This window comes from Streptomyces sp. NPDC086766, assembly GCF_044746005.1.
Taxonomy (GTDB): Bacteria; Actinomycetota; Actinomycetes; order Streptomycetales; family Streptomycetaceae; genus Streptomyces.
Genome location: NZ_JBIVBI010000024.1, coordinates 1 through 24,991, shown reverse-complemented (window position 1 = coordinate 24,991; position 24,991 = coordinate 1). Strand labels below are relative to the sequence as shown.

Below are 24,991 nucleotides of genomic sequence, written 5' to 3'. Positions count from 1 at the left end.
CCCGGCGCACGAGGAGGGGTCCCGCGCGGGCGGTGACCCCTCCCCCCTCCTGGCGATCCGGTCGCTCCCTACCGGGGCAGCACCACCACGTACGGGGCGGGGTCCCGGTCGTCCGCCGCCATCAGCGCCGTACGGATCACCGTCGCCTGCTGGTCCATCGTGTCGCGCAGCCTGCGCGGGGTGATGTGCACGACCGTGATGCCGAGACGCTCCAGATGCTCACGCTTGCGGGTGTACTCCGACCACTCGGCCTCGTCCTCCGGCCGGTCGCCCGGGCGGTGCGCGCGGGTGTCCAGTTCCACGGCGACCGCTCGCTCCGGCCAGTACGCGTCCACGCCGCCCAGGTGGGGGCCGCCCGGCAGCCGCAGGTCCACGTTCCACACCGGCTCCGGCAGGCCGTACTCCCGCACCATGCGGTACAGGCGGGTCTCCGCGAGCGCCCGCCCCTCGGCCAGCAGCGAGTTCACCGCGTCCACCACGTGCGCCCGGCCCAGCAGCCGCGCCTGGGTCAACTCCCTCACCACCGCAGCGGGTTCGCAATGCCCGCCGCGCACCGCCTCGGTCAGCAGCCGCCGTACGGCCTCCCCGTCGGTCAGTTCGGCCACCGCGTCCGCGAGGGCACGCGGCACCGGGGCCACCGGGAGGCCCGTGACCGTCTCGGGCGCGGGCAGGGCGGCGGTGCGGACGATCCGCGCCGGGCCGGCCGAGCGCACCCGGCGCAGCCGCGGCACCAGCACGTCGATCCGCTCCAGCGACGGCAGCGCAGGCGCGGCCCGGAAGCCGTGCAGGGTCAGCGCCGCCAGGCCCGTGATCAGCGCCTCCGCGTACACCGGGCGGTGCGGCTCGCCCGCGGTCGGCTGGACCGGCACCCCGGGGGCGGTGTGCGGGGCGGACTCGCGCGCCGCGTACACGAGCACCGCGTGCAGGCGCTCCTCGCTGGTCGGCGGGCCCGGGTGGAGCAGGTAGACGCCGGGGAGGAACTGCTGCCAGCTGCCGCCCGGGCGGCACCGCTCGTCGGCCTCGGCCGCCGAGACGCCGTGGGCGCGGAGCTGAGCGGCCGTCAGAACGCGGCGGGGGCCGTCGGCGAGGTGGCGGAGGGGACGGGGGAAGAGGGGGGTGTTGTGGTTCATGTCCCGGGAATTCCCGTGTCCCATCCCTTCTTTAACCCCTGTTACACGCCTGTCGGCAAACCCGGACAGGTCCGTCCTCAAGGACGGGTGTTCGGATGCCGAAAACCCCTGGTCCGCTCGGGGGCGGCCCAGGGGTTACGGCATGTCCTGCCTGAATTTCGTAACGGTTACCGAGGACTGAATCCCTGGCCAGAGGCGGCGGCCTCGTCGCACGCCTGTCCGCGCAGCGCCCGCGCCAGGTCGTCCCGCGCCTCCAGCACCAGGCGGCGCAGGGCGGGGGCGGCCTGCTCGTGCGCGGCGAGCCAGGCGTCCGTCGCCTCCAGCGTCTCCCGGGAGTCCCGCAACGACGGGTACAGACCGCCCACCACGTCCATCGCGATCTGGATCGACCGCTCGGCCCACACCCGCTCGATCGCCGCGAAGTACTTCGGCGCGTACGGCGCGAGCAGCTCGCGCTGCGAGGGCTGGGCGAAGCCCGCGATGGTCGCCTCGGTGAGCGCGTTCGACAGGGCGTCCGACTCCACCACCTGCGCCCACGCCTGCGCCTTGACGGCGGCCGAGGGGCGCGCGGCCAGACAGCGCACCTGGTGGCGCTTGCCGGAGGCGGTGTCGTCCCGGGCCAGCTCCTCGGCGAGCGTCTTCTCGTCCGCGACCCCGTGCACCGCCAGCGGCTCCAGGAACGCCCAGCGCAGCTCCTGGTCGACGACGAGACCGTCGATCCCGGCCGTGCCGGCCAGCAGGTCCGACAGCAGGTCCAGATCCTGCGGGGCGTGGGCCACCTTCGCGAAGAAACGGGCCCAGGCGAGCTGGTGCTCGCTGCCCGGCTCGGCCTGCCGCAGCTCGCGCAGCGCGCCCTCGGCCACGAGCGCCCCGCCCGTCTCCCGCCAGGCGGGCGCCGCGTAGTGCACGAGCGCGGAGTCCGTCCAGGCGTGCAGCATCTGCAGCACGCCGATGTCGGACTCGCGCCCCGCGAACCGCAGCACCAGGCCGACGAAGTCCCGCGCCGGCAGCAGCGCGTCCCGGGTCAGGTTCCACAGCGCCGACCAGCACAGCGCGCGGGCCAGCGGGTCGGTCAGGTCGCCGAGGTGCTCGCGCAGCGTGGCCAGCGAGGTGTCGTCGAAGCGGATCTTGCAGTACGTCAGGTCGTCGTCGTTGACCAGGACCAGCTCGGGCGCGTCCTCGCCGGCCAGCTCCGCCACGACCGCGCGCGGCCCCTCGACGTCCACCTCGGCGCGCGCGTACCGCTCGAGGGCGCCGCCGTCGCCGCGCCGGTACAGGCCCACCGCCACCCGGTGCGGGCGCAGCTCCGGGTGCGCCTCCGCGGCCTCCTGGAGCACGGCCAGCTCCTGGATCCGGCCGTCCGGGCCGAGCAGCACCTGCGGCGTCAGCGAGTTGACCCCGGCCGTCTGCAGCCACGCGCGCGCCCACGCGCCCATGTCCCGGCCGCTGGTCTCCTCCAGCACCTCGAGCAGGTCGCCCAGCCGCGTGTTGCCGTACGCGTGCCGCTTGAAGTAGCGCCGCGCGCCCTCCAGGAACGCGTCCTGGCCGGCGTACGCCACGAGCTGCTTCAGCACCGAGGCGCCCTTGGCGTAGGTGATGCCGTCGAAGTTGAGCTTGGCGTCCTGCAGGTCGCGGATGTCCGCCGTGATCGGGTGCGTGGAGGGGAGCTGGTCGGCCCGGTACGCCCACGCCTTGCGGCGGTTGGCGAAGGTGATCCAGCCGTCCGTGAAGCGGGTCGCGCCGACCAGCGAGAACGCGCCCATGAAGTCCGCGAAGGACTCCTTCAGCCACAGGTCGTCCCACCACTCCATGGTGACCAGGTCGCCGAACCACATGTGCGCCATCTCGTGCAGGACGACGTTGGCCCGGCCCTCGTAGGACGCCCGCGTCACCTTCCCGCGGAAGATGAACTCCTCCCGGAAGGTCACCAGGCCCGGGTTCTCCATGGCGCCGAGGTTGTACTCCGGCACGAAGGCCTGGTCGTACTTCCCGAAGGGGTACGGGTAGTCGAAGTGGTCGTGGAAGAAGTCCAGGCCCTGCTTGGTGACCAGGAAGACGTCGTCGGCGTCGAAGTGCTTGGCCAGGCCCTTGCGGCAGAGCGCGCCGAGCGGGATCTCCAGCCGGGTGCCGTCCTCGAAGACCCGCTCGTAGGAGTCGGTCACGTGGTGGTACGGGCCCGCCACGACACAGGTGATGTACGTGGAGATCGGCTTGGTCTCCGCGAACCGCCACACTCCGTCGTGCAGTTCGCCCCCGCCGTTGCTCCACACCGTCCAGCCCTCCGGCGCGCGCACCTCGAAGCGGAACGGGGCCTTGAGGTCGGGCTGCTCGAAGTTGGCGAAGACCCGGCGGGAGTCGGCCGGCTCGTACTGGGTGTAGAGGTAGACCTCGCCGTCCTCGGGGTCGACGAAGCGGTGCAGGCCCTCGCCGGTGCGCGAGTAGGCGCACTGGGCGTCGACGACCAGCTCGTTCTCGGCGGCGAGGTCCTCCAGCCGGATGCGGCAGCCGTCGAAGACCTCGCCCGGGTCGAGGTCCTTGCCGTTGAGCGAGACGGCGGTGACGCTCGGCGCCACAAGGTCCGCGAAGCTCGTGGCGCCGGGCTCGGCGCAGCGGAAGCGGACGGTGGTCACGGAGCGGAAGGTCCGCGCCCCGTCCCCGGTCTCCCCGCCCACCGCGGAGCGCACGTCGAGGGACACCTCGTAGCCGTCGACGGACAGCAGGGCGGCCCGCTCCCGGGCCTCGTCGCGGGACAGGTTCTCACCGGGCACGGGCGGTACTCCCTCAGCTGGGTCTCGGATGTCGGACACGACGGAACAGGACCGATCCTGCCATGTGCCCCTGTCGCCGGACAGCGGGGAATGGGACGCGAGGGGGCGATGTTGCCTGTTGAAGTACGTGTACGGTCCGCAGCCCGGATACCGGGCACCGTCCGAGGAGAAGCATGTCCGAGACCGCGACCCCGTCCGGCAAGACCCCCGTCGACTTCTGGTTCGACCCGCTGTGCCCGTGGGCCTGGATGACGTCCCGGTGGGTGCTGGAAGTGGAGAAGGTGCGGGACATCGAGGTCCGCTGGCACGTCATGAGCCTCGCCGTGCTCAACGAGCCCAAGCTCGACGAACTTCCCGAGAAGTACCGGGAGATGCTGTCCACCAAGGCGTGGGCGCCGGTACGGGTGGTGACCGCGGCCTGGCAGAAGCACGGCGAGGACGTCCTCGGCCCGCTCTACACCGCGCTCGGCACCCGCTTCCACAACCGCGGCGAGGGCCCGACCGTCGAGGCGATCGCGGGAGCGCTCGAGGACGCGGGCCTGCCCGCCGACCTGATCGAGTACGCGGACCAGGAGGACTTCGAGTTCGACGCCGAGCTGCGGGCCTCGCACAAGGAGGGCATCGACAAGGTCGGCCAGGAGGTCGGCACCCCGGTCATCGCCCTGCCCGGCGCCGACGGCGAGCAGATCGCGTTCTTCGGCCCGGTCGTCACCCCGACCCCCAAGGGCGAGGAGGCCGTCCGCCTGTGGGACGGCACCGTCGCGGTCGCCTCGATCCCCGGCTTCTACGAGATCAAGCGAACCCGCACGGCGGAGCCGGACTTCAGCAACCTGTGAGCCTCACTCCGGTTCGGGCATCCTGACCGGGGGGTCGAAGGGCTTGTCGTCCCAGGCGTACCGGATGTTGCGGCAGTCCCCGCCGGGGGTGACGCAGATCCAGTAGTCCTCGACGTACGTCTTCTTCACCAGCGCGCGGATGAACGCGCGCTCCCGGTCGTCCCGCGGCTGCCGGTGCGGCTCGTAGGCGCCGCAGGTGTAGCAGCGGTAGGTCATCTCTCTCGGCATACCCCCACGATCGCCCGGAATCCGGCATACCGAAACAGGAAGGCCCCCACGTGTCCGCGTGGGGGCCTTCCGGGCGGCGACGGCGGGTCAGGCGCGGGCGCGGGCCCGCTGCCAGGCGTAGCCGATCGCGGCCAGGACCAGGGTCATGACGCCCGTCGAGTAGAGCTGCACCCGCGTGTCGGGCTGCCGGGCCATCAGGACGAAGATCGCCGCCATACCGGCCAGGGCGACCCACGTCAGCCACGGGAAGCCCCACATCCGCACGACCAGCTTCTCCGGCGACTCCCGCTCCAGCCGGCGCCGCAGACGCAGCTGCGAGACGGCGATGAAGATCCACACCACCAGGATCACCGCGCCGATCATGTTCAGCAGCCAGGGGAAGACGTCGTCCGGCCGCCAGTAGCTGAGCAGCACGCACGCGAAGCCGAAGACGCAGGACACCAGGACGGCGATCCGCGGGGCGCCGCCGGAGACCCGGGCCAGCGCGCGGGGCCCCTGGCCGCGCCGCACCAGGGAGTACGCGATGCGCGAGGAGCCGTAGACGTTGGCGTTCATCGCGCTCAGCAGCGCGACCAGCACCACCACGTTCATCAGCTGGCCGGCGCCCGGGATGCCCAGGTGGTCGAGCGCGGCGACGTAGGGGCCCTTGGCGACGACCTCCTTGGAGTTCCAGGGGACCAGGGTGACGATGACCGCCATGGAGCCGATGTAGAACACCGCGATCCGCCACATCGCGGTGCGGACGGCGCTCGCGACGCCCTTGACCGGGTTCTCCGACTCGGCGGCCGCGATGGTGACCGTCTCCAGGCCGCCGTAGGCGAACACCGAGGCGAGCAGCCCGACGACCAGGCCCTCGCTGCCGCGCGGGAGGAAGTCGGTGAGGTTCGACGCGCCCGGGGAGGGGGTGCCGGGCAGGACACCGGCGACGGCCAGCACACCGAGGACCAGGAACAGCGTGATCGCGCCGACCTTCAGCGCGGCGAACCAGAACTCGAACTCGCCGAAGTTCTTCACCGCGGCCAGGTTCGTGGCGCAGAAGACCACCATGAACAGCGCCACCCACGCCCACTCGGGCGTGCCCGGCAGCCAGCCGGTGACGATCTTCGCCGCGCCGATGCCCTCCAGCCCGACGGCCGTGCAGAGAAGGACCCAGAAGGACCAGCCCGCGGTGAAGCCCGCCCAGGGGCCGAGCGCCCGCTCGGCGTGCGCGGAGAAGGACCCCGACGACGGGTGGGCGGCCGACATCTCGCCGAGCATCCGCATCACCAGCATCACGAGGATCCCGGAGAGGGCGTACGCGACGACGATCGAGGGGCCGGCGGCGGCGATTCCCGCGCCGGAGCCGACGAACAGGCCGGCGCCGATGACGCCGCCGAGGGCGATCATCGACAGATGGCGCTGCTTCAGGCCGTGGGAGAGGGTGGCGTCGTCCGCCTCGCGTGGCGTCTCGACGGTGGTGCTGCTGGGCATGGGCGCGACTCGTCCAGTACGGGTGTGGGGGGCGAAAACGTCCACAGTCTGGGCAGCCCCGCCGCCCGGACGAAGAGGCCGCCCACCATCCGGACACGCGACGTACGAAGGGTGAACGGGTGGCTACGCGGCGGCCGGTACGGCGGCCGGCGTCCGGGCCGGGCGGTGGGGGAGCGGCCGACGGGCGGGACCACGCCACGACCGGGTGCGCGAGAGGTTTGGCGGAACCCTACAGTCGCCTCATCCGCCCCCGATGTGAGGTAGGCGCCCCTGCCTCAGTGACCGGCGTCACGCCGTCTCGCGTGTAGGGCGCACGGTTTGTGCGGAGCCCACCAAGCCGAGCTTCCCGCCTTTGTCGATCGCTGACGGTGATCACCCCGACCGCCCTGGGATAGCGTCACCGTGTCCCACCCTGCCCCTCACCCGCGGAGTCCCCATGAGCACCGCCACCGCCACCGCTCGCCCCGGCGAAGTCCTCGCCGACCTCCTGCCCGCGTCGCGCGTGCGCGATGTCGCGCTCGTGCTCGGCGGTGCCGCGCTCACCGGCCTCGCCGCCCAGATCTCCGTGCCCGTGCCGGGCTCCCCGGTGCCGGTGACCGGCCAGACCTTCGCCGCCCTGCTCGTCGGCACGACGCTCGGCGCCGGCCGCGGCTTCCTCTCCCTGGCCCTGTACGCGCTCGCGGGCGTCGTCGGCGTGCCGTGGTTCGCGGACGGCGCCTCGGGTGCGGGGGCGGTCTCCTTCGGCTACGTCCTCGGCATGATCCTCGCCTCCACCGTCGTCGGCGCCCTGGCCCGCCGCGGAGCCGACCGCGGTGTGCTGCGCATGGCGGGCACCATGATCCTCGGCGAGGCGGTCATCTACGCGGTCGGCGTCCCCTACCTGGCCGCCGCCACCGGGATGTCCGCCTCCGCCGCCGTCGCGGCCGGCCTCACCCCGTTCCTGATCGGCGACGCCCTCAAGGCCGCTCTGGCGATGGGCGCGCTGCCCACCGCCTGGAAGTTCGCCGGCAAGCGCTGACGCGGCGACGCCCCTGGAGAAGGCCCGCCGGGCCGAAGTCCTACCGCGACTTCGGCCCGGCGGGCCTTCTCACGTCCGGGAGCCGAGGAGCCCACGGGACCTGCTGGTCCTGTCGGCCCCGGCGCCCGCCGCGCCCTCGCCGAGGCCCGATCAGCCCCGCCGTCGGTCCCGCGGCCGTCCCCACGACCACCACCGCCCGGCCACGACCACCACAGCCCGCCCCGCGCCCGCCGCGCCCTCCGAGGTCGACGCCGCGCCCTCCGAGGTCGACGCCGCGCCCTCCGAGGTCGACGCCGCGCCCTCCGCGGTCGGCTCTGCGCCCTCCGCGGTCGGCTCTGCGCCCTCCGCGGTCGGCTCTGCGCCCTCCGAGGTCGGCTCTGCGCCCTCCGAGGTCGGTTCTGCGCCCTCCGCGGTCGGCTCCGCGGCCGGCAGCGGCCGGCGGCAGCACGGGCACGGGCAGGCGGATCCGGGCGCCCCGCTCGCAGGCGCGCTCGGGCACGGCGCCCCAGGAGACAGAAAAGAAGGAGAGGGAGTCCCGGGGCGGGACTCCCTCTCCTGCGGTCTGCGCGAGGCTCGGTCAGCCGGCCGAGACCTTCTCCGACTCGGCGGCGGGCGCGGCGACCGCCGCCCGGCCGCCGGTCACCTTCTGCTTGACGACGGCGATCACGATCACGATCGCGGCGACCAGCAGCGACAGCAGCACCGTCGTCCGCCCGCTGCTCTCGCCCTCGGTGTCGGTCAGCATGTAGCCGAGGACGAAGACGATGAGCGCGGCCGTGGCCCAGGTCAGGTACGGGTACAGCCACATCTTCACGACGAGCTTCTCCGGCGCCTCGCGCTGGATGATCCTGCGCATCCGCAGCTGGGAGAAGCAGATCACCAGCCACACGAACAGGGCGACCGCACCGGAGGAGTTGACGAGGAAGAGGAAGACGGAGTCCGGGAACTTGTAGTTGAAGAACACCGCGACGAAGCCGAAGACGACCGACACCACGATCGCGGCCATCGGCACACCGCGGCTGTTGGTCCGCGCGAACGCCTTCGGGGCGTCACCGCGCTCGCCGAGCGAGAACGCCATGCGGGAGGCGGTGTAGAGGCCGGAGTTCAGGCAGGACAGCACCGAGGTCAGCACGATGAAGTTCATGATCTGACCGGCGTGCGCGATGCCGAGGGAGTCCAGGGCGGCGACGTAGGAGCCCTTGTCGGTGATCGCCTTGTCGTCCCAGGGGATCAGGGAGACCACGACGAGGATCGAGCCGAGGTAGAAGACGCCGATACGCCAGATGATGCTGTTGGTCGACTTGGTGACCGCGCGCTGCGGGTCCTCGGACTCGCCGGCGGCCAGGGTCGCGATCTCGCTGCCCATGAAGGAGAAGACGACGAGCAGCACGCCGGTGAGGATGGCGCCGGGGCCGTGCGGCAGGAAGCCGCCGTGGCCGGTCAGGTTGCCGAAGCTCGCCTGGTCGCTGTGCACGCCGGGCAGCACGCCGAAGACGGCCAGCAGGCCCACGACGATGAACGCGCCGATCGCCACCACCTTGATGCCGGCGAACCAGAACTCGAACTCGCCGTAGGAGCCGACGGAGACGAGGTTGGTGGCGGTGAGCACCACCATCACGATCAGGGCCCATCCCCACTGGGGCACGGCGGGGATCCAGCCCTCGAGGATCTTGGCGCCGGCGGTCGCTTCCACGGCCAGCACGACGACCCAGAAGAACCAGTAGAGCCAGCCGATGGAGAAGCCGGCCCAGCGGCCGAGCGCGCGGTCGGCGTGCGCGGAGAACGAGCCGGAGGTCGGGTTGGCTGCGGACATCTCGCCGAGCATGCGCATCACGAGGACGACGAGCGTGCCGACGAGGGCGTACGACAGGAGGATGCCGGGACCGGCCGTGGCGATGCCGGTGCTGGAGCCCACGAACAGGCCGGCACCGATGACACCGCCGATGGCGATCATCGACAGGTGGCGGTTCTTGAGTCCGGCCTGAAGCCCGGAACCGTTTCCTTCGGGGCTGTCGTGGCCGCTTCCAGCCTTCTGCAGGGTCGGCTGCGAGGTCATGGAGGGAATTCCTTTGCGCCGGGTGAGCGGTTTCCCCGTACGAGCGGTGTACGAGTCGGACCAGTGAATCCGAGGCAAAGGGATTCGTGAACCTTCGAAATCCAATCGTTACTTGAGGTTCTCTTGAGGTTTGTAATGTCGCTCACATTTTTTCGGGGGGTGTGATAAGTGCACAACCCCACGCTTCTGCCCGGGAACCGGCGTGTCACACTCGGAACCATGCGCGTGTATCTCGGCTCGGACCATGCGGGCTTCGAACTCAAGAACCACCTCGTCGAATGGCTCAAGGCGGCGGGCCACGAGGCCGTCGACTGCGGGCCGCACATCTACGACGCCCAGGACGACTACCCGCCCTTCTGTCTGCGGGCCGCCGAGCGCACGGCCGCGGACCCCGACGCCCTCGGCATCGTGATCGGCGGCTCCGGCAACGGCGAGCAGATCGCCGCGAACAAGGTCAAGGGCGTCCGGGCGGCCCTCGCCTGGAGCGAGGAGACCGCCTCGCTCGGCCGCCAGCACAACAACGCGAACGTCGTGGCGGTGGGTGCGCGCATGCACACGGTGGAGGAGGCGACGAAGTTCGTCGAGACCTTCCTCGCCACCCCCTTCTCCGGTGACGAGCGCCACATCCGCCGCATCGACATGCTCTCGGCGTACGAGACCACGGGCGACCTCCCCCCGATCCCGGCCCACCACCCCCAGCAGTAACCCGCGGCCGCCGGTCCGCGGCGGCGACGGCTCCCGCACCCGGGTCCGGGGCGGGAGCCCCGCGCCGGGCGCCTCTCACCCGGCCGCCGGTCCGGACCGGTTCGCCGTCCGGGCAGGCCGCCGTGAGCCGGTTCGCCGGTCCGAGCCGGTTCGCCGGTCCGAGCCGGTTCACCGGTGCGAGCCGGGGCGCCGGGTGGGGCAGGCGGCCGGACGTCGAACGGCCGAACCGGACGGCACGGCGGCCGAACCGGATGTCCACGGCCGGGAAGGAGACCCGCACGTGCCAGAGGGGCACACCATTCACCGGCTGGCCCAGGACTGCGCGGCCCGCTTCGCGCACGGCGCCCCGCTCACCGTCCGCAGCCCCCAGGGCAAGTTCGCCGACTCCGCCGCCCTCCTGGACGGCAGCCCCCTGCAGACCGCCGAAGCCCACGGCAAGCACCTCTTCCTGGGCTTCCGCGACGGTGACTGGGTCCACATCCACCTCGGCCTCTTCGGCAAGGTCACCTTCGGCGACGCCCCCGCGCCCCCGCCCACGGACACCGTGCGCCTGCGCCTGGCCGACGCCGCCTCCTACCTCGACCTCCGCGGCCCCACGACCTGCGCGCTGATCACCGACGCCGAGAAGGCGGCCCTGCACGGCCGTCTCGGCCCCGACCCGCTCCGCCCGGACGCCGACCCGGCCGCCGCCTACGCCCGCGTCCGCCGCAGCCGTACGACGATCGCCGCACTACTGATGGACCAGAAGGTCATCGCCGGCGTCGGCAACGTCTACCGCGCCGAGGTCCTCTTCCGGCACGGCATCGACCCGTACCGCCAGGGCAGGGACATCACCCCCGCCGAGTGGGACGCCCTCTGGAGCGACCTGGTCGAGCTCATGCGCGAGGGCGTCCGCAACAACCGCATCGACACCGTCCGCCCCGAACACACCCCGGAGGCGATGGGCCGCCCGCCCCGCCGCGACGACCACGGCGGCGAGGTGTACGTCTACCGCCGGGCCGCCCTGCCCTGCCACGTCTGCGCCACCGAGGTCCGCACCGCCGGCCTCGCCGCCCGCAACCTCTTCTGGTGTCCCACCTGCCAGGCCGGCGCCGGCCGGTGACCGTCCTGCCGAGGCGCGGGTGACCGTCGTGCCCCGGCGGGCGGGCGCGAGCGCGGCCAGGTGCCAACGGCTGAGCACGGACGCGGCTGTTGACGGCTCGGGAGGCGCCTGTGAAGTTGAGTCACCAACGAGGGATAAGTCAGACCTCCCGTGCGAAGAGGCTGCTCGGCTGGATAGGGTCCCGAACTGATGGCAGCAGGACGAGGGCGGCGCGCGGAAGCCGAGACGTTCACGGCCCGGTTGAAGAAGCAGTGGCACCGGGCCCGCGTCGGCGTGCGCAGAGCCGCCGTCGACTACTTCCGCGGCAACGGCTCCGACTGGGTGGCGCTCGGCGGTCTGCTGCTGACCATCCCGCTGATCCTGGGCGTGACGCTCGCCAACCCGGTGTGGTTCGCGCCGGTCGCGCTGGTGCTGCCCATCGTCGCCGGAGGGCTGCTGCTGCGCCCGGCCAGCCTGCTCGGCCTGTACGCGGCGGCGGCCACCGCGCTCATAGTGGAGTCCGTGCGGCTCGGCCCGTACACCGAGGGGCCCTCCCGGGTGACCCCCGGCACCGTGCTGGTGGTCGCCGCGTGCGGGTTCTTCGGTCTGCTGATCGCGCAGTTCCGCAGCCGGGTCGGTGTGCCCTGGCGGCGCGGCGGCACCATGCTGTTCGACCTGCGGGAGCGCATCCGCGTACAGAGCAAGCTGCCGAAGCTGCCCGACGGATGGCACCGGGAGATGGCGCTGCGCCCGGCCGGCGGCCAGTCCTTCTCGGGCGACTTCGTGGTCGCGGCCCGCACCAACGGCGGCCGCACCCTGGAGGTCGTCCTCACCGACGTCTCCGGCAAGGGCATGGACGCCGGCTCCCGGGCGCTGCTGCTGTCCGGCGCGTTCGGCGGCCTGCTGGGCAGCCTGCCCCCGCACGCCTTCCTGCCGGCGGCCAACGGCTACCTGCTGCGCCAGGACTGGGAGGAGGGCTTCGCCACCTCGATCCACCTGGTGCTCGACCTCGACTCCGGCGACTACGAGCTGTACTCCGCGGGGCATCCGCCGGGCCTGCAGCTCAGCGCGGGCAGCGGCCGCTGGGAGGAGAAGGCGGCCGAGGGCCCCCTCCTCGGGGTGTACGACGGCGCCCAGTTCGACCCCGTCAAGGGCTCGCTGAGACCCGGCGACGTCCTGATGCTGTTCACCGACGGCCTGGTGGAGACCTCCGACCGGGACATCGTCGAGGGCATCGACCGCCTCACCGGCGAGGCCGACCGCTATGTCGCCGGCGGCTTCCACGGCGCCGCCTGGCATCTGATCGAGGCGGTGGCGAAGGACGTCAACGACGACCGGGCGCTGCTGCTGATCTGCCGCGAGGGCCCGACGGCCCAGGCGATGCCGCGCTGAGCGGCCACCGCGACCGGCACCAGCGACGAACCCCGCTCACGCACCGACGAACCCCGCCCACCGGCGAACCCGGCGCACCGAGGAACCCGGCGCACCGAGGAATCCTGCTCACCAGAAGGGCGGGACCGGCACACTGGGGCCATGACCGACACCCGCCCCCCGCTCACCCCGGCCGAAGTCGAGGCCGTCGCCCGCGCCGCCCACGAGGGTCAGGTCGACAAGGCGGGCCGGCCCTACGCCGAGCACCTGAGGGCCGTAGCCGAGGGGGTGCGGGCACGCGGCGGCGACCCGGACCAGGTCGCGGCGGCCTGGCTGCACGACTCCGTCGAGGACGGTGTCCTCTCCGCCCGCGGGCTGCAGGAGGCCGCGCTGAGCCGCCGTACGAAGGACATCGTGCTGGCCGTCACCAAGCGGGCGGGGGAGGAGCCGGAGGCGTACGCGCGGCGGATCCTCGCCACGCCCGGCGCCCGGCTGGTGAAGGAGGCCGACCTGGCGCACAACGCCGACCCCCGCCGTCTGGCGGTCCTGGACGACAGCACCCGGAAACGACTGACCGAGAAGTACGCACGGATGCGCGCGCTTCTCGGTCTGACGGACGAGGGGGACGAGGGCGGCGAGGGGGACGACGTGGACCGGGGGAGGCCGGGAGAGCCGGGGGAGAGCGGGAACCCCGGCGGCGGCGACGGGGTCAGGCGCTGACCTTCTCCCGCTCGCGCCGTTCCGCCTTCGCGCGCTCGCGGGCCAGTTCGGCCGCGTCCTGCTTGAAGGCCCACTCCATCTTCGGCTCCATCGCGAACCGGAAGACCCGCCGCACGGGCGAGGTGCACAGCAGGGTGACGCCGGCCGCGGCGACCACGGTCAGGGCGATCTCGCCGAGCGGGCGGTGCAGCGCGGGGTGGTCGAACCAGCCCCGGTAGTCGCCGGCCTTGATGAGGAAGCCGTGCAGCAGGTAGCCGTAGAGCGTGCCGGCGCCGAGCGAGGTGAACCACATGTTCCGGCGCGGCACCCAGGCGAAGAAGCAGGCGGTCAGCAGCAGCGAGCAGCCGAACATCGCCAGCACCATGATCGGGCCGGTCCACCAGGGCGCGCCCAACTCCTGCGCGGAATCGCGGTGGTAGAACCACGCCGTGGTCATGTGGGGCACCGCCCACCAGCCCACCGCCAGCGCAGCGGCGAACACGGGCACCGACAGGATCCGCACCGACCGGCGGCGCACCATGTGGAAGTGCTCGGCCTTCATGCACAGCCCGAGCACGAAGTAGGGCAGGAACTGCAGGACGCGCTGGAGGTCCAGGTCGTCGCCGATGCTCGAGGCGACCGACGCCAGCATGGCGATGCCGAGGGCGATCGGCAGCGGGTGGCGCACCAGCTTCCAGATCGGGGTGGTCAGCCGCCAGATGAGCAGCGCGCACAGGAACCAGGTGAGGAACCAGGGATCGAGGAGGCTGATGTCGTGGTCGGGGGCGTGGTCGACGACGCGCTTGAACAGCGAGTAGGCGGTCTCGAAGACGACGTACGGCACGACCACGCCGGTGATCAGGCGCTTGAGCCGGTCGGGGCGCATGTCGAAGCTGCGCGAGAAGAAGCCGGAGATGATGATGAACGCCGGCATGTGGAAGCTGTACACGACCGTGTACGCGGCCTCCACGATCCGGCTGTCGCCCTTGAGCGGTTCCCAGACGTGTCCCATCGCCACCAGGACGATCGCCAGGTACTTGGCGTTGTCGAAGAACGCGTCGCGCTGCTTGCCCGGTTTGCCGCTCTGTTCGGCGGGCTTGCGCGGGCTCGGCACTCCGGGCGCCGGCGACTGTGCCGGAGGGAGTGGCGATCTGTTCTGGCCGGGGGACGAGGCAGCGTGGAACATCTGAGGCACCCTAGCGTTGTCTACGGGATTCCGTAAAACCCCCGACGTCATTCCTGGCTATCCGCTGCGGGTACCCGGGATTTGACGAAGAAGACGTGACCGCGAGGGTGACTGCCGACACATCTCGGGTGCCGTTTGTCTACATCCCATGCACCCTCAATGTCCGGATACATCATGACTGATGGGGTCATAGTGCCGTGTCTGCGCCAACAATTCGAATTACCTGCGCACGCGATGTGTGGACATGGAAACGACAGCGCTCCCTTTCCGTCGCGGGTGGGCCCTCGAATTGCCGTGCGGCGCGGGCCTCTTGACCGCCTCCCACCGGGGGTTCCGCCCCGCCGGGGGCGGTTGGTGACGCGGCCGTGACCGATGTTGCGTCAGCGGCCGCATACGCGGGGCGGGTTGGTGGCACGATGGTTCTGGCGGGGGCGTGCGGGGCAGGCGTCCCCGGGCCGGGAGAGCGGACCGACCGAGGGTGTGATCAGTTGTGGCCATTTCACTGTCTGTGGTGCTGCTGTTGGCGATCATCCTGGTGGTGTTGCTCCGGGGAGGCTCGATCAAGGCCGGGCCGGCCATCGTCGCCATGCTCTTCGGCTTCTTCCTCGCCTCCACCGGCATGGCCCCGTCGATCAACCGCTTCCTGAACTCGATAGCGGACACGATCAACTCGATCAGCTTCTGACCGCCGCGCGACGCCCGGGCGCCGCGCGGCGGGTGCCGCGCGGAGGGATCAGCAGCCGCTCACACTGCCGGCCGGGTAGCACTGGTCGGGCCGGTTGCCCTGCACGGGGCTGTGATCCAGGGTGACCCGCCCCGGCGGGAAGAAGATGCCGTTCCAGATACCGCCGCCCTCGCGGCCCGCGGTGTTGCCCGTGACCGGCGTGAAGTGCAGCGCGGCGACGGCCGGCCCTGCGTTCAGGTCGTGTGGTTCGTGGTCAGCGTGCCGCGCAGGACGTCGATGCCCGCCCCCTGTCTTCACGCCCGTTGCGGACGCTCACCCCGTCCAGGGTGAGTTCGCCCCGGTAGGAGAAGAACTCGCCGAGCTGAAAGATGCGGAAGTCCGGGGCGTTCGCGGCGCGGGTGATGGTGTCGCCGTGCCCGTCGATGCGCACCGTGTTCTTGATCGTCGGCAGTCCGTTCGCGCCTCCGATGCCGGGGTCGGCGTTGTGCACCGGTCAGGCTGTAGGTGCCTCCCGGCCTGAGCTCGACGGTGCCCCCGGCCGAATGCGCGGGGGCGGGTCGGCCGGCGAGGGCGGGCCGGACGTGGACCCGGAAAGCGCCGGGCCGGGTCGGAGGGGAGAACCTCCGACCCGGCCCGGGCCTGCAGAGCGGGCGACGGGAATCGAACCCGCGTAGCCAGTTTGGAAGACTGGGGCTCTACCATTGAGCTACGCCCGCACAGAGCGCGCCGCGGACCAGGTGATCGCGGCACAGAAGGCATCGTAGCGGGTCGTACGGGGTCGACGCACACCCCTTCCTCGAAGGGCGGGGCGCTCAGGTGCGCCGGGGCGGGGCGCCCGCCCCGATGCGCCCCGACGCTCGTGAAATGCGGCAGCCCCGCTGCCTGCGGGCATGTACCCTACGTGTCGCACCAGACGGGGTGTGGCGCAGCTTGGTAGCGCGTCCGCTTTGGGAGCGGAAGGCCGTGGGTTCAAATCCCGCCACCCCGACCACCCGCCGGCTCGCGGTCGGCGCCACCTCGCATGATCGCCTTTTGGGGCGCTGTGCGGCTGCGGTTACTATGCAAGCTGCGCGCCCGTGTCTCAGTATCTGAATCCTCCGGGCGGCGAAATCCGCCGGACCTGTCTGGCTCCGGCAGAAACCAAGAAGTCAGCCACAAGGAGACCGAACCGTGAAGAGCGCCGTGGAGACCCTGAACCCGACCCGGGTTCGGCTCACTGTCGAGGTGCCCTTCGAGGAGCTCAAGGACAGCCTCGACGCGGCGTACAAGAAGATCAACCAGCAGGTCACGGTGAAGGGCTTCCGCAAGGGCAAGATCCCGGCCCGCGTCATCGACCAGCGGTTCGGCCGCGGTGCCGTCCTGGAGGAGGCCGTCAACGACGCGCTTCCGAAGTTCTACACCGAAGCGGTCAACGAGGCCGAGCTGAACCCGCTGGGCCAGCCCGAGGTCGACATCACCGAGCTGAAGGACGGCGAGACGCTGAACTTCACCGCCGAGGTCGACGTCCGCCCGACCGTCGAGATCCCGGACTACTCCGGCATCGAGGTCGAGGTCGACGCCGTCGAGGTCACGGAGGAGGACGTCGAGAAGGCGGTCGAGCAGCTGCGCGAGCGCTTCGCCTCGACCAGCCCGGTCGAGCGCGCCGCCGAGGACGGCGACGTGGTCACCATCGACCTGCAGGCCAAGGTCGACGGCGAGGTCCTCGAGGACGGCGTCGCCGACGGCGTCTCCTACACCATCGGCTCCGGCGAGCTGCTGGACGGCATCGACGACGCCGTGAAGGGCCTGTCCGCCGGCGAGGAGGCCACCTTCACCTCCGAGCTCAAGGGCGGCTCGGCGGCCGGCAAGGAGGCCGAGGTCACGGTCAAGGTCACCCAGGTCGCCGCGCGCGAACTGCCCGAGCTGGACGACGACTTCGCGCAGCTCGCCTCCGAGTTCGACACCCTCGAGGAACTGCGCGCCGACAGCCGTAAGCGCCTGGAGAGCATGAAGCAGTACGACCAGGCCACGCAGGCCCAGGAGCGCGTCCTGGACAAGCTGCTCGAGCTGGTCGAGATCCCGGTCCCCGAGAAGCTGCTCGAGGACGAGATCAACACCCGCAAGCACAACCTCGAGCACCACCAGCTCGGCCAGATGGGCCTCACCCTCGACAAGTACCTGGAGATCCAGGGCAAGACCGCCGAGGAGTTCGACACCGAGACCCGCGAGGCCGCGGTCAAGGGCATCAAGACCCAGTTCGTGCTCGACGAGCTCGTCAACAAGGAGAAGCTCAACGTCAGCCAGGAGGAGCTCACCGAGCACCTCATGCGGCGTGCGGCCTCCTCCGGCATGTCCCCCGACCAGTTCGCCCAGGCGGTCGTGCAGCAGAACCAGGTTCCGCTGCTGGTCGGCGAGGTCGCCCGCGGCAAGGCCCTGGCCGTCGTGGTCGAGGCCGCGACCGTGAAGGACACCAACGGCGAGATCGTCGACCTGGAGGACGAGGACGAGGCGGAGGAGACCGCCGAGGCCGCCGAGACCGAGGCCGCCTCCGCCGAGGGCGAGGGCGAGGAGAAGGCCGAGGCCTGATCCCCGCACCCCTCCGACGCGGCCACGACGGGCCCCGGGACGCTCACCGCGCCCCGGGGCCCGTCGCCGTACCGGCCCGCCGCCGTGTCGGCCCGCGAGCCGTACCGCTCCGGTGCCGCACCGCCGGCCGCGACGCCGGCCCGCCGCCGTGTCGGGCCGCCAGTCCTACCGGGTCATGGCCGTACCACGTACGGGATTGTCGCCGGACATGCGCTGACAGCGAACAGTCGCGGAACCGGGATGGCACCCGCCTGCCTGCGCGTTAGGGTCCATGAATACGAGGGCAGGGGAGTCCCCGAAGCCGCCCCGGACGGCGGCGAGCCGGGGTCCCACGCCCCGGCAGAACACGTGAGACGGCCCGGCGCCGTCGTAAGACGAGCAGGTGGATACGTGACGAATCTGATGCCCTCCGCCGCCGGCGAGCCTTCCATCGGTGGTGGCCTCGGCGACCAGGTCTACAACCGGCTGCTCAACGAGCGGATCATCTTCCTCGGCCAGCCGGTCGACGACGACATCGCGAACAAGATCACCGCGCAGCTGCTGCTCCTTGCCGCCGACCCGGACAAGGACATCTACCTGTACATCAACAGCCCCGGCGGCTCGATCACGGCCGGTATGGCGATCTACGACACCATGCAGTTCATCAAGAACGACGTGGTGACCATCGCCATGGGTCTCGCGGCCTCGATGGGCCAGTTCCTGCTGAGCGCGGGCACCCGCGGCAAGCGCTTCGCGCTGCCCAACGCCGAGATCCTGATCCACCAGCCCTCCGCCGGCCTGGCCGGCTCGGCCTCGGACATCAAGATCCACGCCGAGCGGCTGCTGCACACCAAGAAGCGCATGGCCGAGCTGACCGCCTTCCACACCGGCCAGTCGGTCGAGCAGATCACCCGGGACTCGGACCGCGACCGCTGGTTCGACGCCCACGAGGCCAAGGAGTACGGCCTCATCGACGACGTGATTCCCACGGCCGCCGGCATGCCGGGCGGCGGCGGCACCGGGGCCTGAGCCGCTCCCGCGGGGCCCTGACGGCCCCGTGGGCCCAGCCGCGCCCCGCAGGGCCCTGACGGCCCCGTGGGCCCAGCCGCGCCCCGCAGGGCCCCGCCGAGCCCCCTGCGGGGCCGCAGCAGCCCCAGACCGCCCCTCAGCCGACCGCCCAGCCCCTTCCCAGGAGACACCGTGAACGACTTCCCCGGCAGCGGCCTCTACGACCGCACGCGCGCCGAGTACACCGGCCCCTCGGCCGAGTCCCGCTACGTGATCCCGCGCTTCGTGGAGCGCACCTCGCAGGGCGTCCGCGAGTACGACCCGTACGCGAAGCTCTTCGAGGAGCGCGTGATCTTCCTCGGCGTCCAGATCGACGACGCCTCCGCCAACGACGTCATGGCGCAGCTGCTGTGCCTGGAGTCGATGGACCCCGACCGGGACATCTCGGTCTACATCAACAGCCCCGGCGGCTCCTTCACCGCGCTGACGGCCATCTACGACACGATGCAGTTCGTGAAGCCGGACATCCAGACGGTGTGCATGGGCCAGGCCGCCTCGGCCGCGGCCGTGCTCCTCGCCGCCGGCACCAAGGGCAAGCGCATGGCCCTGCCCAACGCCCGTGTGCTGATCCACCAGCCCTACAGCGAGACCGGCCGCGGCCAGGTCTCCGACCTGGAGATCGCCGCCAACGAGATCCTGCGGATGCGCTCGCAGCTGGAGGAGATGCTGGCCCGGCACTCCAACACGCCGCTGGAGAAGATCCGTGAGGACATCGAGCGCGACAAGATCCTCACGGCCGAGGAGGCGCTGGAGTACGGCCTCATCGACCAGATCATCTCGACCCGCAAGATGAACAACGAGAACGTGCGCTGACGCGCCGGATGTATCGTCTGCCGCCCCTTGGCCCGGTTTGACCGTGCACGTCGCAGTGAACCGCGCCAAGGGGGGCCCGAACCAGGGGCCCGGCAAGGTACCGTCGACATAAGGCAGCACCAGGAGCCGCTGGACCTAGGCGTCTCCCAGGCGAAGGGGAAGCACACCGTGGCACGCATCGGTGACGGCGGCGATCTGCTCAAGTGCTCGTTCTGCGGCAAGAGCCAGAAGCAGGTCAAGAAGCTCATCGCAGGGCCCGGTGTGTACATCTGCGACGAGTGCATCGACCTCTGCAACGAGATCATCGAGGAGGAGCTCGCGGAGACCAGCGAGGTGCGCTGGGAGGAGCTTCCCAAGCCCCGCGAGATCTACGAGTTCCTCGACGGGTACGTCGTCGGCCAGGAGGCCGCGAAGAAGTCCCTGTCCGTCGCGGTGTACAACCACTACAAGCGGGTCCAGGCCGGTGAGAACGGCGGCGCGCAGGGCCGCGACGACGGCATCGAGCTCGCCAAGTCCAACATCCTGCTCCTCGGCCCCACGGGCTCGGGCAAGACGCTCCTCGCCCAGACCCTCGCCCGCATGCTGAACGTGCCGTTCGCCATCGCCGACGCCACGGCGCTGACCGAGGCGGGCTACGTCGGCGAGGACGTCGAGAACATCCTGCTGAAGCTGATCCAGGCCGCCGACTACGACGTCAAGAAGGCCGAGACCGGGATCATCTACATCGACGAGATCGACAAGGTCGCGCGGAAGAGTGAAAACCCCTCGATCACGCGGGACGTGAGCGGCGAGGGCGTCCAGCAGGCCCTGCTGAAGATCCTGGAGGGGACCACCGCCTCGGTCCCGCCGCAGGGCGGCCGCAAGCACCCGCACCAGGAGTTCATCCAGATCGACACGACGAACGTGCTGTTCATCGTGGGCGGGGCCTTCGCCGGCCTGGAGAAGATCATCGAGGGCCGTGCGGGCGCCAAGGGCATCGGCTTCGGCGCGACGATCCGCTCCAAGCGGGAGCTGGAGGCCAAGGACCAGTTCGAGGACGTCATGCCCGAGGACCTGGTCAAGTTCGGCATGATCCCCGAGTTCATCGGCCGGCTGCCCGTCATCACCTCGGTCCACAACCTCGACCGCGAGGCCCTGCTCAAGATCCTGGTCGAGCCGCGCAACGCCCTGGTGAAGCAGTACCAGCGCCTGTTCGAACTCGACGGCGTGGAGCTGGACTTCGAGCGCGAGGCCCTCGAAGCCATCGCCGACCAGGCCATCCTCCGCCAGACCGGCGCCCGCGGCCTGCGCGCCATCATGGAGGAGGTGCTGATGTCGGTGATGTACGAGGTCCCCTCCCGCAAGGACGTGGCCCGCGTCGTCATCACCGCCGACGTCGTCCACTCCAACGTCAACCCGACCCTGATCCCGCGCGACGCGCGGGGCCGCGGCCCGGGCGAGCAGAAGACGGCGTAACCGCCGCACCGCACACGGGAAAGGGGCCCCGGTCGACCGACCGGGGCCCCTTCGCCGTCGCGGCGTACGGCGTCAGGCCTTGACGCGCACGTCGTTGCGGAGCTTGGCGGCCAGTTCGGCCGCGTCGTCCATCGACGTGGTCTTGCCGGAGGCGAAGCCGGCGATGTCGAACGACAGCACATAGGCCAGGGTGCTGTGGTCACCCCAGATGCAGATCGGCATGGTGGTGGTCTTGCCGCCCTGCTTGCTCTCGACGTTCTGGCACTTCATGACCCCGTTCGAGAAGCCTGCGGGAGTGACCTCCTGCGGGCTTCCGACGAGCTTTCCGTCCTTGGAGGAGGCTTCCTTCTCCGAGTCCTTCTTCATCTGCGCGAACATCGCGTCGACGACCTTCTCCGGGTCGTCGATGGTGCCGTACACGCCGGCGAACCCGAGGCTTTTCGCGGTCAGGCCCGTCCCCGAGGTGTAACCGGCGCTCACGTCCTTCGGGTTCTGCACACCCCAGGACTCGGTGTCCTTGAGGTCCTTGTCGGACATTCCGCCGGTCGTGTCCTCGTTCGACTTCTTGTACGTCCCGTCGATCACCGTCGCCGGCGTCGTCAGCTTGTGCGGGCCGTCGTCGGCCACCGAGCCGCTGGTGCCGGAGAGCAGGAGGTACGCCCCCACCGCGATCGCCGCCACGACCGCCACCGCGCCGATGATCAGGCCCGTCCTCTTGCCGCCGCCACCGGAGGCCGGGGGCTGCGGGGCGCCGTAGGGCTGCTGGCCGTAGGGCGGCTGCTGGCCGTACGGGTTGGGCTGGGGCGGGACGCCCTGGGCGGGCTGCTGCGGGTAGCCGTACCCGGGCTGAGGCTGGGCCGGAGGAGCCTGCTGGGGGTAGCCGTAACCGGGCTGGGGAGCCTGCGGCTGCTGGCCGTAGGGACCCTGCTGACCGTACGGTCCGGGCTGCTGGGGCTGCCCGCCGTACGGGCCCGGCTGGTTGTGACTCATGTTCTGGGTTCCCCTCCAGATACTTATGTGTTCACGACATCCTGGCGCAGACCCCTCCGACCAGGGGCGCCGGGGTGCGGACCGTTACACAACAAACGCGTTTCGGGACGGCGTCGTGACACCTCTAAACTGACCCCGTGACCGAGAACGCTCAGCAGCAGCCACCAGCGCCCCACACCGAACTGCCGACCCAGTACGCGCCGGCCGACGTAGAGGGGCCGCTGTACGAGCGCTGGGTAGAGCGCGGTTACTTCGAGGCGGACGAGAAGAGCGACAAGCCGCCCTACACCGTCGTCATCCCCCCGCCGAACGTCACGGGCAGCCTGCACCTCGGCCACGCGTTCGAGCACACGCTCATCGACGCCCTCACCCGCCGCAAGCGCATGCAGGGCCACGAGACGCTGTGGCAGCCCGGCATGGACCACGCCGGCATCGCCACGCAGAACGTCGTCGAGCGGGAGCTCGGCAAGGAGGGCAAGTCCCGGCACGACCTGGGCCGTGAGGCGTTCGTGGAGCGGGTCTGGCAGTGGAAGGCCGAGTCCGGCGGCCAGATCAGCGGTCAGATGCGCCGCCTCGGCGACGGCGTCGCCTGGTCGCGCGAGCGCTTCACCATGGACGAGGGCCTCTCCCGGGCCGTCCAGACCATCTTCAAGCGGCTCTACGACGACGAGCTGATCTACCGCGCCGAGCGCATCATCAACTGGTGCCCGCGCTGCCTGACCGCCATCTCGGACATCGAGGTGGAGTACCAGGACGACGACGGCGAGCTGGTGTCGATGCGGTACGGCGACGGGGACGAGTCCATCGTCGTCGCCACCACGCGTGCCGAGACCATGCTCGGCGACACGGCCGTCGCCGTTCACCCCGACGACGACCGCTACCGGCACCTGGTCGGCAAGCTCATCAGGCTGCCGCTGACCGACCGCTCCATCCCGGTAGTCGCGGACGAGCACGTCGACCCGGAGTTCGGCACCGGCGCCGTCAAGGTGACCCCGGCGCACGACCCCAACGACTTCGAGATCGGCCGGCGTCACGACCTGCCGTCCCTCACCGTCATGGACGAGCACGCGGTCATCACCGCGCACGGCCCCTTCCAGGGCCTGGACCGCCTGGAGGCCCGCTCCGCCATCGTCGGCGCGCTGCGCGCCGAGGGCCGGATCGTCGCCGAGAAGCGCCCCTACGTCCACTCGGTGGGCCACTGCTCGCGTTGCAAGACCACCATCGAGCCGCGCCTGTCGATGCAGTGGTGGGTCAAGGTCGGCCCGCTCGCCAAGGCCGCCGGTGACGCGGTCCGCGAGGGCAAGGTCAAGATCCACCCGCAGGAGATGGAGAAGCGCTACTTCGACTGGGTCGACAACCTCCACGACTGGTGCATCTCGCGGCAGTTGTGGTGGGGCCACCGCATCCCGGTCTGGTACGGGCCGAACGGCGAGGTCGTCTGCGTCGGTCCCGACGACGAGGCCCCCACGGGCGAGGGCTGGCGCCAGGACACCGACGTCCTGGACACCTGGTTCTCCTCCGGCCTGTGGCCGTTCTCCACGCTGGGCTGGCCCGAGCAGACCGGGTCGCTCGCGAAGTTCTACCCGAACTCCGTCCTGGTCACCGGCTACGACATCCTCTTCTTCTGGGTCGCCCGGATGATGATGTTCGGCCTGTACGCGATGGACGGCACCCCGCCGTTCCACACCATCGCCCTGCACGGCATGGTCCGCGACCAGTTCGGCAAGAAGATGTCGAAGTCCTTCGGCAACGCGGTCAACCCGCTGGACTGGATGGACAAGTACGGCTCCGACGCCCTCCGGTTCACCCTCGCCCGCGGCGCCAACCCCGGTGTCGACGTCCCGATCGGCGAGGACTGGGTCCAGGGCTCGCGCAACTTCGCCAACAAGATCTGGAACGCCACCCGCTTCGCGCTGATGAACGGCGCGACGGTGGAGGGCCCGCTGCCGGACCCGGCGAGGATGTCGTCGACCGACCGCTGGATCCTGTCCCGCCTCAACTCGGTCGTCGCCGAAGTCGACGCTTTGTACGACGACTTCCAGTTCGCCAAGCTCTCCGACGCCCTCTTCCACTTCGCCTGGGACGAGGTCTTCGACTGGTACGTCGAACTGTCCAAGACCACCTTCCAGGCGGGCGGCGAGGCGGCCGAGGTCTCCCAGCGCGTCCTCGGCGAGGTCCTCGACGTCACGCTCAGGCTGCTGCACCCGATCGTCCCGTTCGTCACGGAGACCCTCTGGACCACCCTCACGGGCGGCGAGTCGGTCGTCGTCGCCGAGTGGCCGGCCGACAGCGGCTTCCGCGACGCGGCGGCCGAGCGGGAGATCGAGACCCTCCAGTCGGTCATCACCGAGGTCCGCCGCTTCCGCGCCGACCAGGGCCTCCAGCCCGGCCAGCGGGTCCCCGCCCGCCTCAGCCTGGACGGCACGGCCCTGGCCCCGCACGAGGCCGCCATCCGGCAGCTGCTGCGCCTCCAGCCGGAGGGCGAGGGCTTCACCGCCACGGCGACCCTGCCGGTCGCGGGCGCCGAGGTCGCGCTGGACCTGTCCGGCACGATCGACGTGGCCGCCGAGCGCAAGCGCCTGGCCAAGGACCTCGCCGCCGCCGAGAAGGAGAAGGCGCAGGCCACGGCCAAGCTCGGCAACGAGGCGTTCCTCGCCAAGGCCCCGGAGAACGTGGTGGACAAGATCCGCACCCGCCTGGCCAAGGCCGAGGAGGACATCGCCCGCATCCAGGCCCAGCTGGAGCGCCTGCCGCAGGCGTAGGACAGCGACCGAAGGCCCCCGGAACCCTACGGGATGCTGTTGGCGAATTCGGTGGCTCGCGTGACGTCGGCCTTCAAGACCCGGTTGTGGTCTTGAAGGCCGACGTTGTCGTATGGGGTGGGTGCG

At 71.0% G+C, this 24,991-nt stretch carries 20 protein-coding genes and 2 tRNA genes; 13 read left to right on the top strand and 9 right to left on the bottom strand.

Annotated features, from left to right (window positions below; all coding sequences use genetic code 11):
- Positions 1-68 precede the first annotated feature (68 nt).
- Positions 69-1,130 carry a hypothetical protein gene (locus tag ACIPM1_RS30610; RefSeq protein ID WP_402440140.1) on the bottom strand — a complete coding sequence of 354 codons (1,062 nt, stop codon included), beginning with the start codon at positions 1,128-1,130 and terminating at the stop codon, positions 69-71.
- A gap of 167 nt (positions 1,131-1,297) precedes the next feature.
- On the bottom strand, positions 1,298-3,898 hold the full coding sequence (pepN, locus tag ACIPM1_RS30605) for an aminopeptidase N (RefSeq protein WP_402440137.1): 2,601 nt from the start codon (positions 3,896-3,898) through the stop codon (positions 1,298-1,300).
- Between the two features lie 173 nt (positions 3,899-4,071).
- Between pepN and ACIPM1_RS30600 the strand changes: the two genes are divergently transcribed.
- Positions 4,072-4,734, top strand: coding sequence for a DsbA family protein (locus ACIPM1_RS30600; protein ID WP_402440135.1), 663 nt, complete (start codon positions 4,072-4,074; stop codon positions 4,732-4,734).
- A 3-nt stretch (positions 4,735-4,737) separates the two neighbouring features.
- Here the strand turns inward: ACIPM1_RS30600 and ACIPM1_RS30595 are convergent, their stop codons facing one another.
- Both ACIPM1_RS30595 and ACIPM1_RS30590 read right to left on the bottom strand, forming a co-directional pair.
- A complete protein-coding gene (locus ACIPM1_RS30595) occupies positions 4,738-4,962 on the bottom strand; it encodes a hypothetical protein (protein ID WP_356180658.1) in 225 nt (74 codons plus the stop codon).
- Between the two features lie 87 nt (positions 4,963-5,049).
- The gene (locus ACIPM1_RS30590; protein WP_402440131.1) at positions 5,050-6,432 is read right to left on the bottom strand and encodes an amino acid permease; all 1,383 of its coding nucleotides are present in this window, start codon (positions 6,430-6,432) and stop codon (positions 5,050-5,052) included.
- A gap of 436 nt (positions 6,433-6,868) precedes the next feature.
- Between ACIPM1_RS30590 and ACIPM1_RS30585 the strand changes: the two genes are divergently transcribed.
- On the top strand, positions 6,869-7,450 hold the full coding sequence (locus ACIPM1_RS30585; protein ID WP_356180663.1) for a biotin transporter BioY: 582 nt from the start codon (positions 6,869-6,871) through the stop codon (positions 7,448-7,450).
- 577 nt (positions 7,451-8,027) lie between these two features.
- Here ACIPM1_RS30585 and ACIPM1_RS30580 read toward each other — a convergent pair.
- Positions 8,028-9,506 (bottom strand): amino acid permease, encoded by a 1,479-nt coding sequence (locus ACIPM1_RS30580; RefSeq protein ID WP_402440128.1) that lies wholly within the window; start codon positions 9,504-9,506, stop codon positions 8,028-8,030.
- A gap of 219 nt (positions 9,507-9,725) precedes the next feature.
- On the opposite strand from ACIPM1_RS30580, the gene ACIPM1_RS30575 reads away from it, so the two are divergent.
- From ACIPM1_RS30575 to ACIPM1_RS30560, 4 genes are all read left to right on the top strand, one after another.
- Positions 9,726-10,211: a ribose-5-phosphate isomerase gene (locus ACIPM1_RS30575; RefSeq protein ID WP_356180668.1), complete on the top strand. Its 486-nt coding sequence runs from the start codon at positions 9,726-9,728 to the stop codon at positions 10,209-10,211.
- 280 nt (positions 10,212-10,491) lie between these two features.
- Positions 10,492-11,313 carry an Fpg/Nei family DNA glycosylase gene (locus tag ACIPM1_RS30570; protein ID WP_402440125.1) on the top strand — a complete coding sequence of 274 codons (822 nt, stop codon included), beginning with the start codon at positions 10,492-10,494 and terminating at the stop codon, positions 11,311-11,313.
- 189 nt (positions 11,314-11,502) lie between these two features.
- The gene (locus ACIPM1_RS30565; protein ID WP_356180672.1) at positions 11,503-12,684 is read left to right on the top strand and encodes a PP2C family protein-serine/threonine phosphatase; all 1,182 of its coding nucleotides are present in this window, start codon (positions 11,503-11,505) and stop codon (positions 12,682-12,684) included.
- Between the two features lie 141 nt (positions 12,685-12,825).
- Positions 12,826-13,383 carry an HD domain-containing protein gene (locus tag ACIPM1_RS30560; RefSeq protein WP_402440122.1) on the top strand — a complete coding sequence of 186 codons (558 nt, stop codon included), beginning with the start codon at positions 12,826-12,828 and terminating at the stop codon, positions 13,381-13,383.
- On the opposite strand, the gene ACIPM1_RS30555 is transcribed toward ACIPM1_RS30560, so the two are convergent.
- A complete protein-coding gene (locus ACIPM1_RS30555) occupies positions 13,373-14,476 on the bottom strand; it encodes an acyltransferase family protein (RefSeq protein ID WP_402440119.1) in 1,104 nt (367 codons plus the stop codon). The two genes, ACIPM1_RS30560 and ACIPM1_RS30555, sit on opposite strands and share 11 nt — an antisense overlap.
- A gap of 562 nt (positions 14,477-15,038) precedes the next feature.
- On the opposite strand from ACIPM1_RS30555, the gene ACIPM1_RS30550 reads away from it, so the two are divergent.
- The gene (locus ACIPM1_RS30550; protein WP_356180679.1) at positions 15,039-15,233 is read left to right on the top strand and encodes a hypothetical protein; all 195 of its coding nucleotides are present in this window, start codon (positions 15,039-15,041) and stop codon (positions 15,231-15,233) included.
- 253 nt (positions 15,234-15,486) lie between these two features.
- On the opposite strand, the gene ACIPM1_RS30545 is transcribed toward ACIPM1_RS30550, so the two are convergent.
- Both ACIPM1_RS30545 and ACIPM1_RS30540 read right to left on the bottom strand, forming a co-directional pair.
- Positions 15,487-15,723: a hypothetical protein gene (locus tag ACIPM1_RS30545; protein WP_402440116.1), complete on the bottom strand. Its 237-nt coding sequence runs from the start codon at positions 15,721-15,723 to the stop codon at positions 15,487-15,489.
- Between the two features lie 155 nt (positions 15,724-15,878).
- Positions 15,879-15,949 (bottom strand) — tRNA-Gly (locus ACIPM1_RS30540).
- Between the two features lie 198 nt (positions 15,950-16,147).
- Here ACIPM1_RS30540 and ACIPM1_RS30535 point away from each other — a divergent pair.
- The 5 genes from ACIPM1_RS30535 (at position 16,148) to clpX (ending at position 21,113) form a co-directional block, all read left to right on the top strand.
- Positions 16,148-16,224, top strand: a tRNA-Pro gene (locus ACIPM1_RS30535).
- A 179-nt stretch (positions 16,225-16,403) separates the two neighbouring features.
- A complete protein-coding gene (tig, locus tag ACIPM1_RS30530) occupies positions 16,404-17,798 on the top strand; it encodes a trigger factor (RefSeq protein WP_356180688.1) in 1,395 nt (464 codons plus the stop codon).
- Between the two features lie 402 nt (positions 17,799-18,200).
- Positions 18,201-18,806: an ATP-dependent Clp protease proteolytic subunit gene (locus ACIPM1_RS30525; RefSeq protein WP_189705719.1), complete on the top strand. Its 606-nt coding sequence runs from the start codon at positions 18,201-18,203 to the stop codon at positions 18,804-18,806.
- Between the two features lie 171 nt (positions 18,807-18,977).
- Entirely contained in the window at positions 18,978-19,658 is a 681-nt protein-coding gene (locus ACIPM1_RS30520) for an ATP-dependent Clp protease proteolytic subunit (protein WP_356180691.1), read from the top strand.
- A 168-nt stretch (positions 19,659-19,826) separates the two neighbouring features.
- Positions 19,827-21,113, top strand: coding sequence for an ATP-dependent Clp protease ATP-binding subunit ClpX (clpX, locus tag ACIPM1_RS30515; RefSeq protein ID WP_356180693.1), 1,287 nt, complete (start codon positions 19,827-19,829; stop codon positions 21,111-21,113).
- 72 nt (positions 21,114-21,185) lie between these two features.
- Here clpX and ACIPM1_RS30510 read toward each other — a convergent pair whose 3' ends face one another.
- Positions 21,186-22,103 (bottom strand): hypothetical protein, encoded by a 918-nt coding sequence (locus tag ACIPM1_RS30510; protein WP_402440111.1) that lies wholly within the window; start codon positions 22,101-22,103, stop codon positions 21,186-21,188.
- A 137-nt stretch (positions 22,104-22,240) separates the two neighbouring features.
- Here ACIPM1_RS30510 and ACIPM1_RS30505 point away from each other — a divergent pair, with 137 nt between their 5' ends.
- On the top strand, positions 22,241-24,865 hold the full coding sequence (locus ACIPM1_RS30505; RefSeq protein ID WP_402440109.1) for a valine--tRNA ligase: 2,625 nt from the start codon (positions 22,241-22,243) through the stop codon (positions 24,863-24,865).
- Positions 24,866-24,991 lie beyond the last annotated feature (126 nt).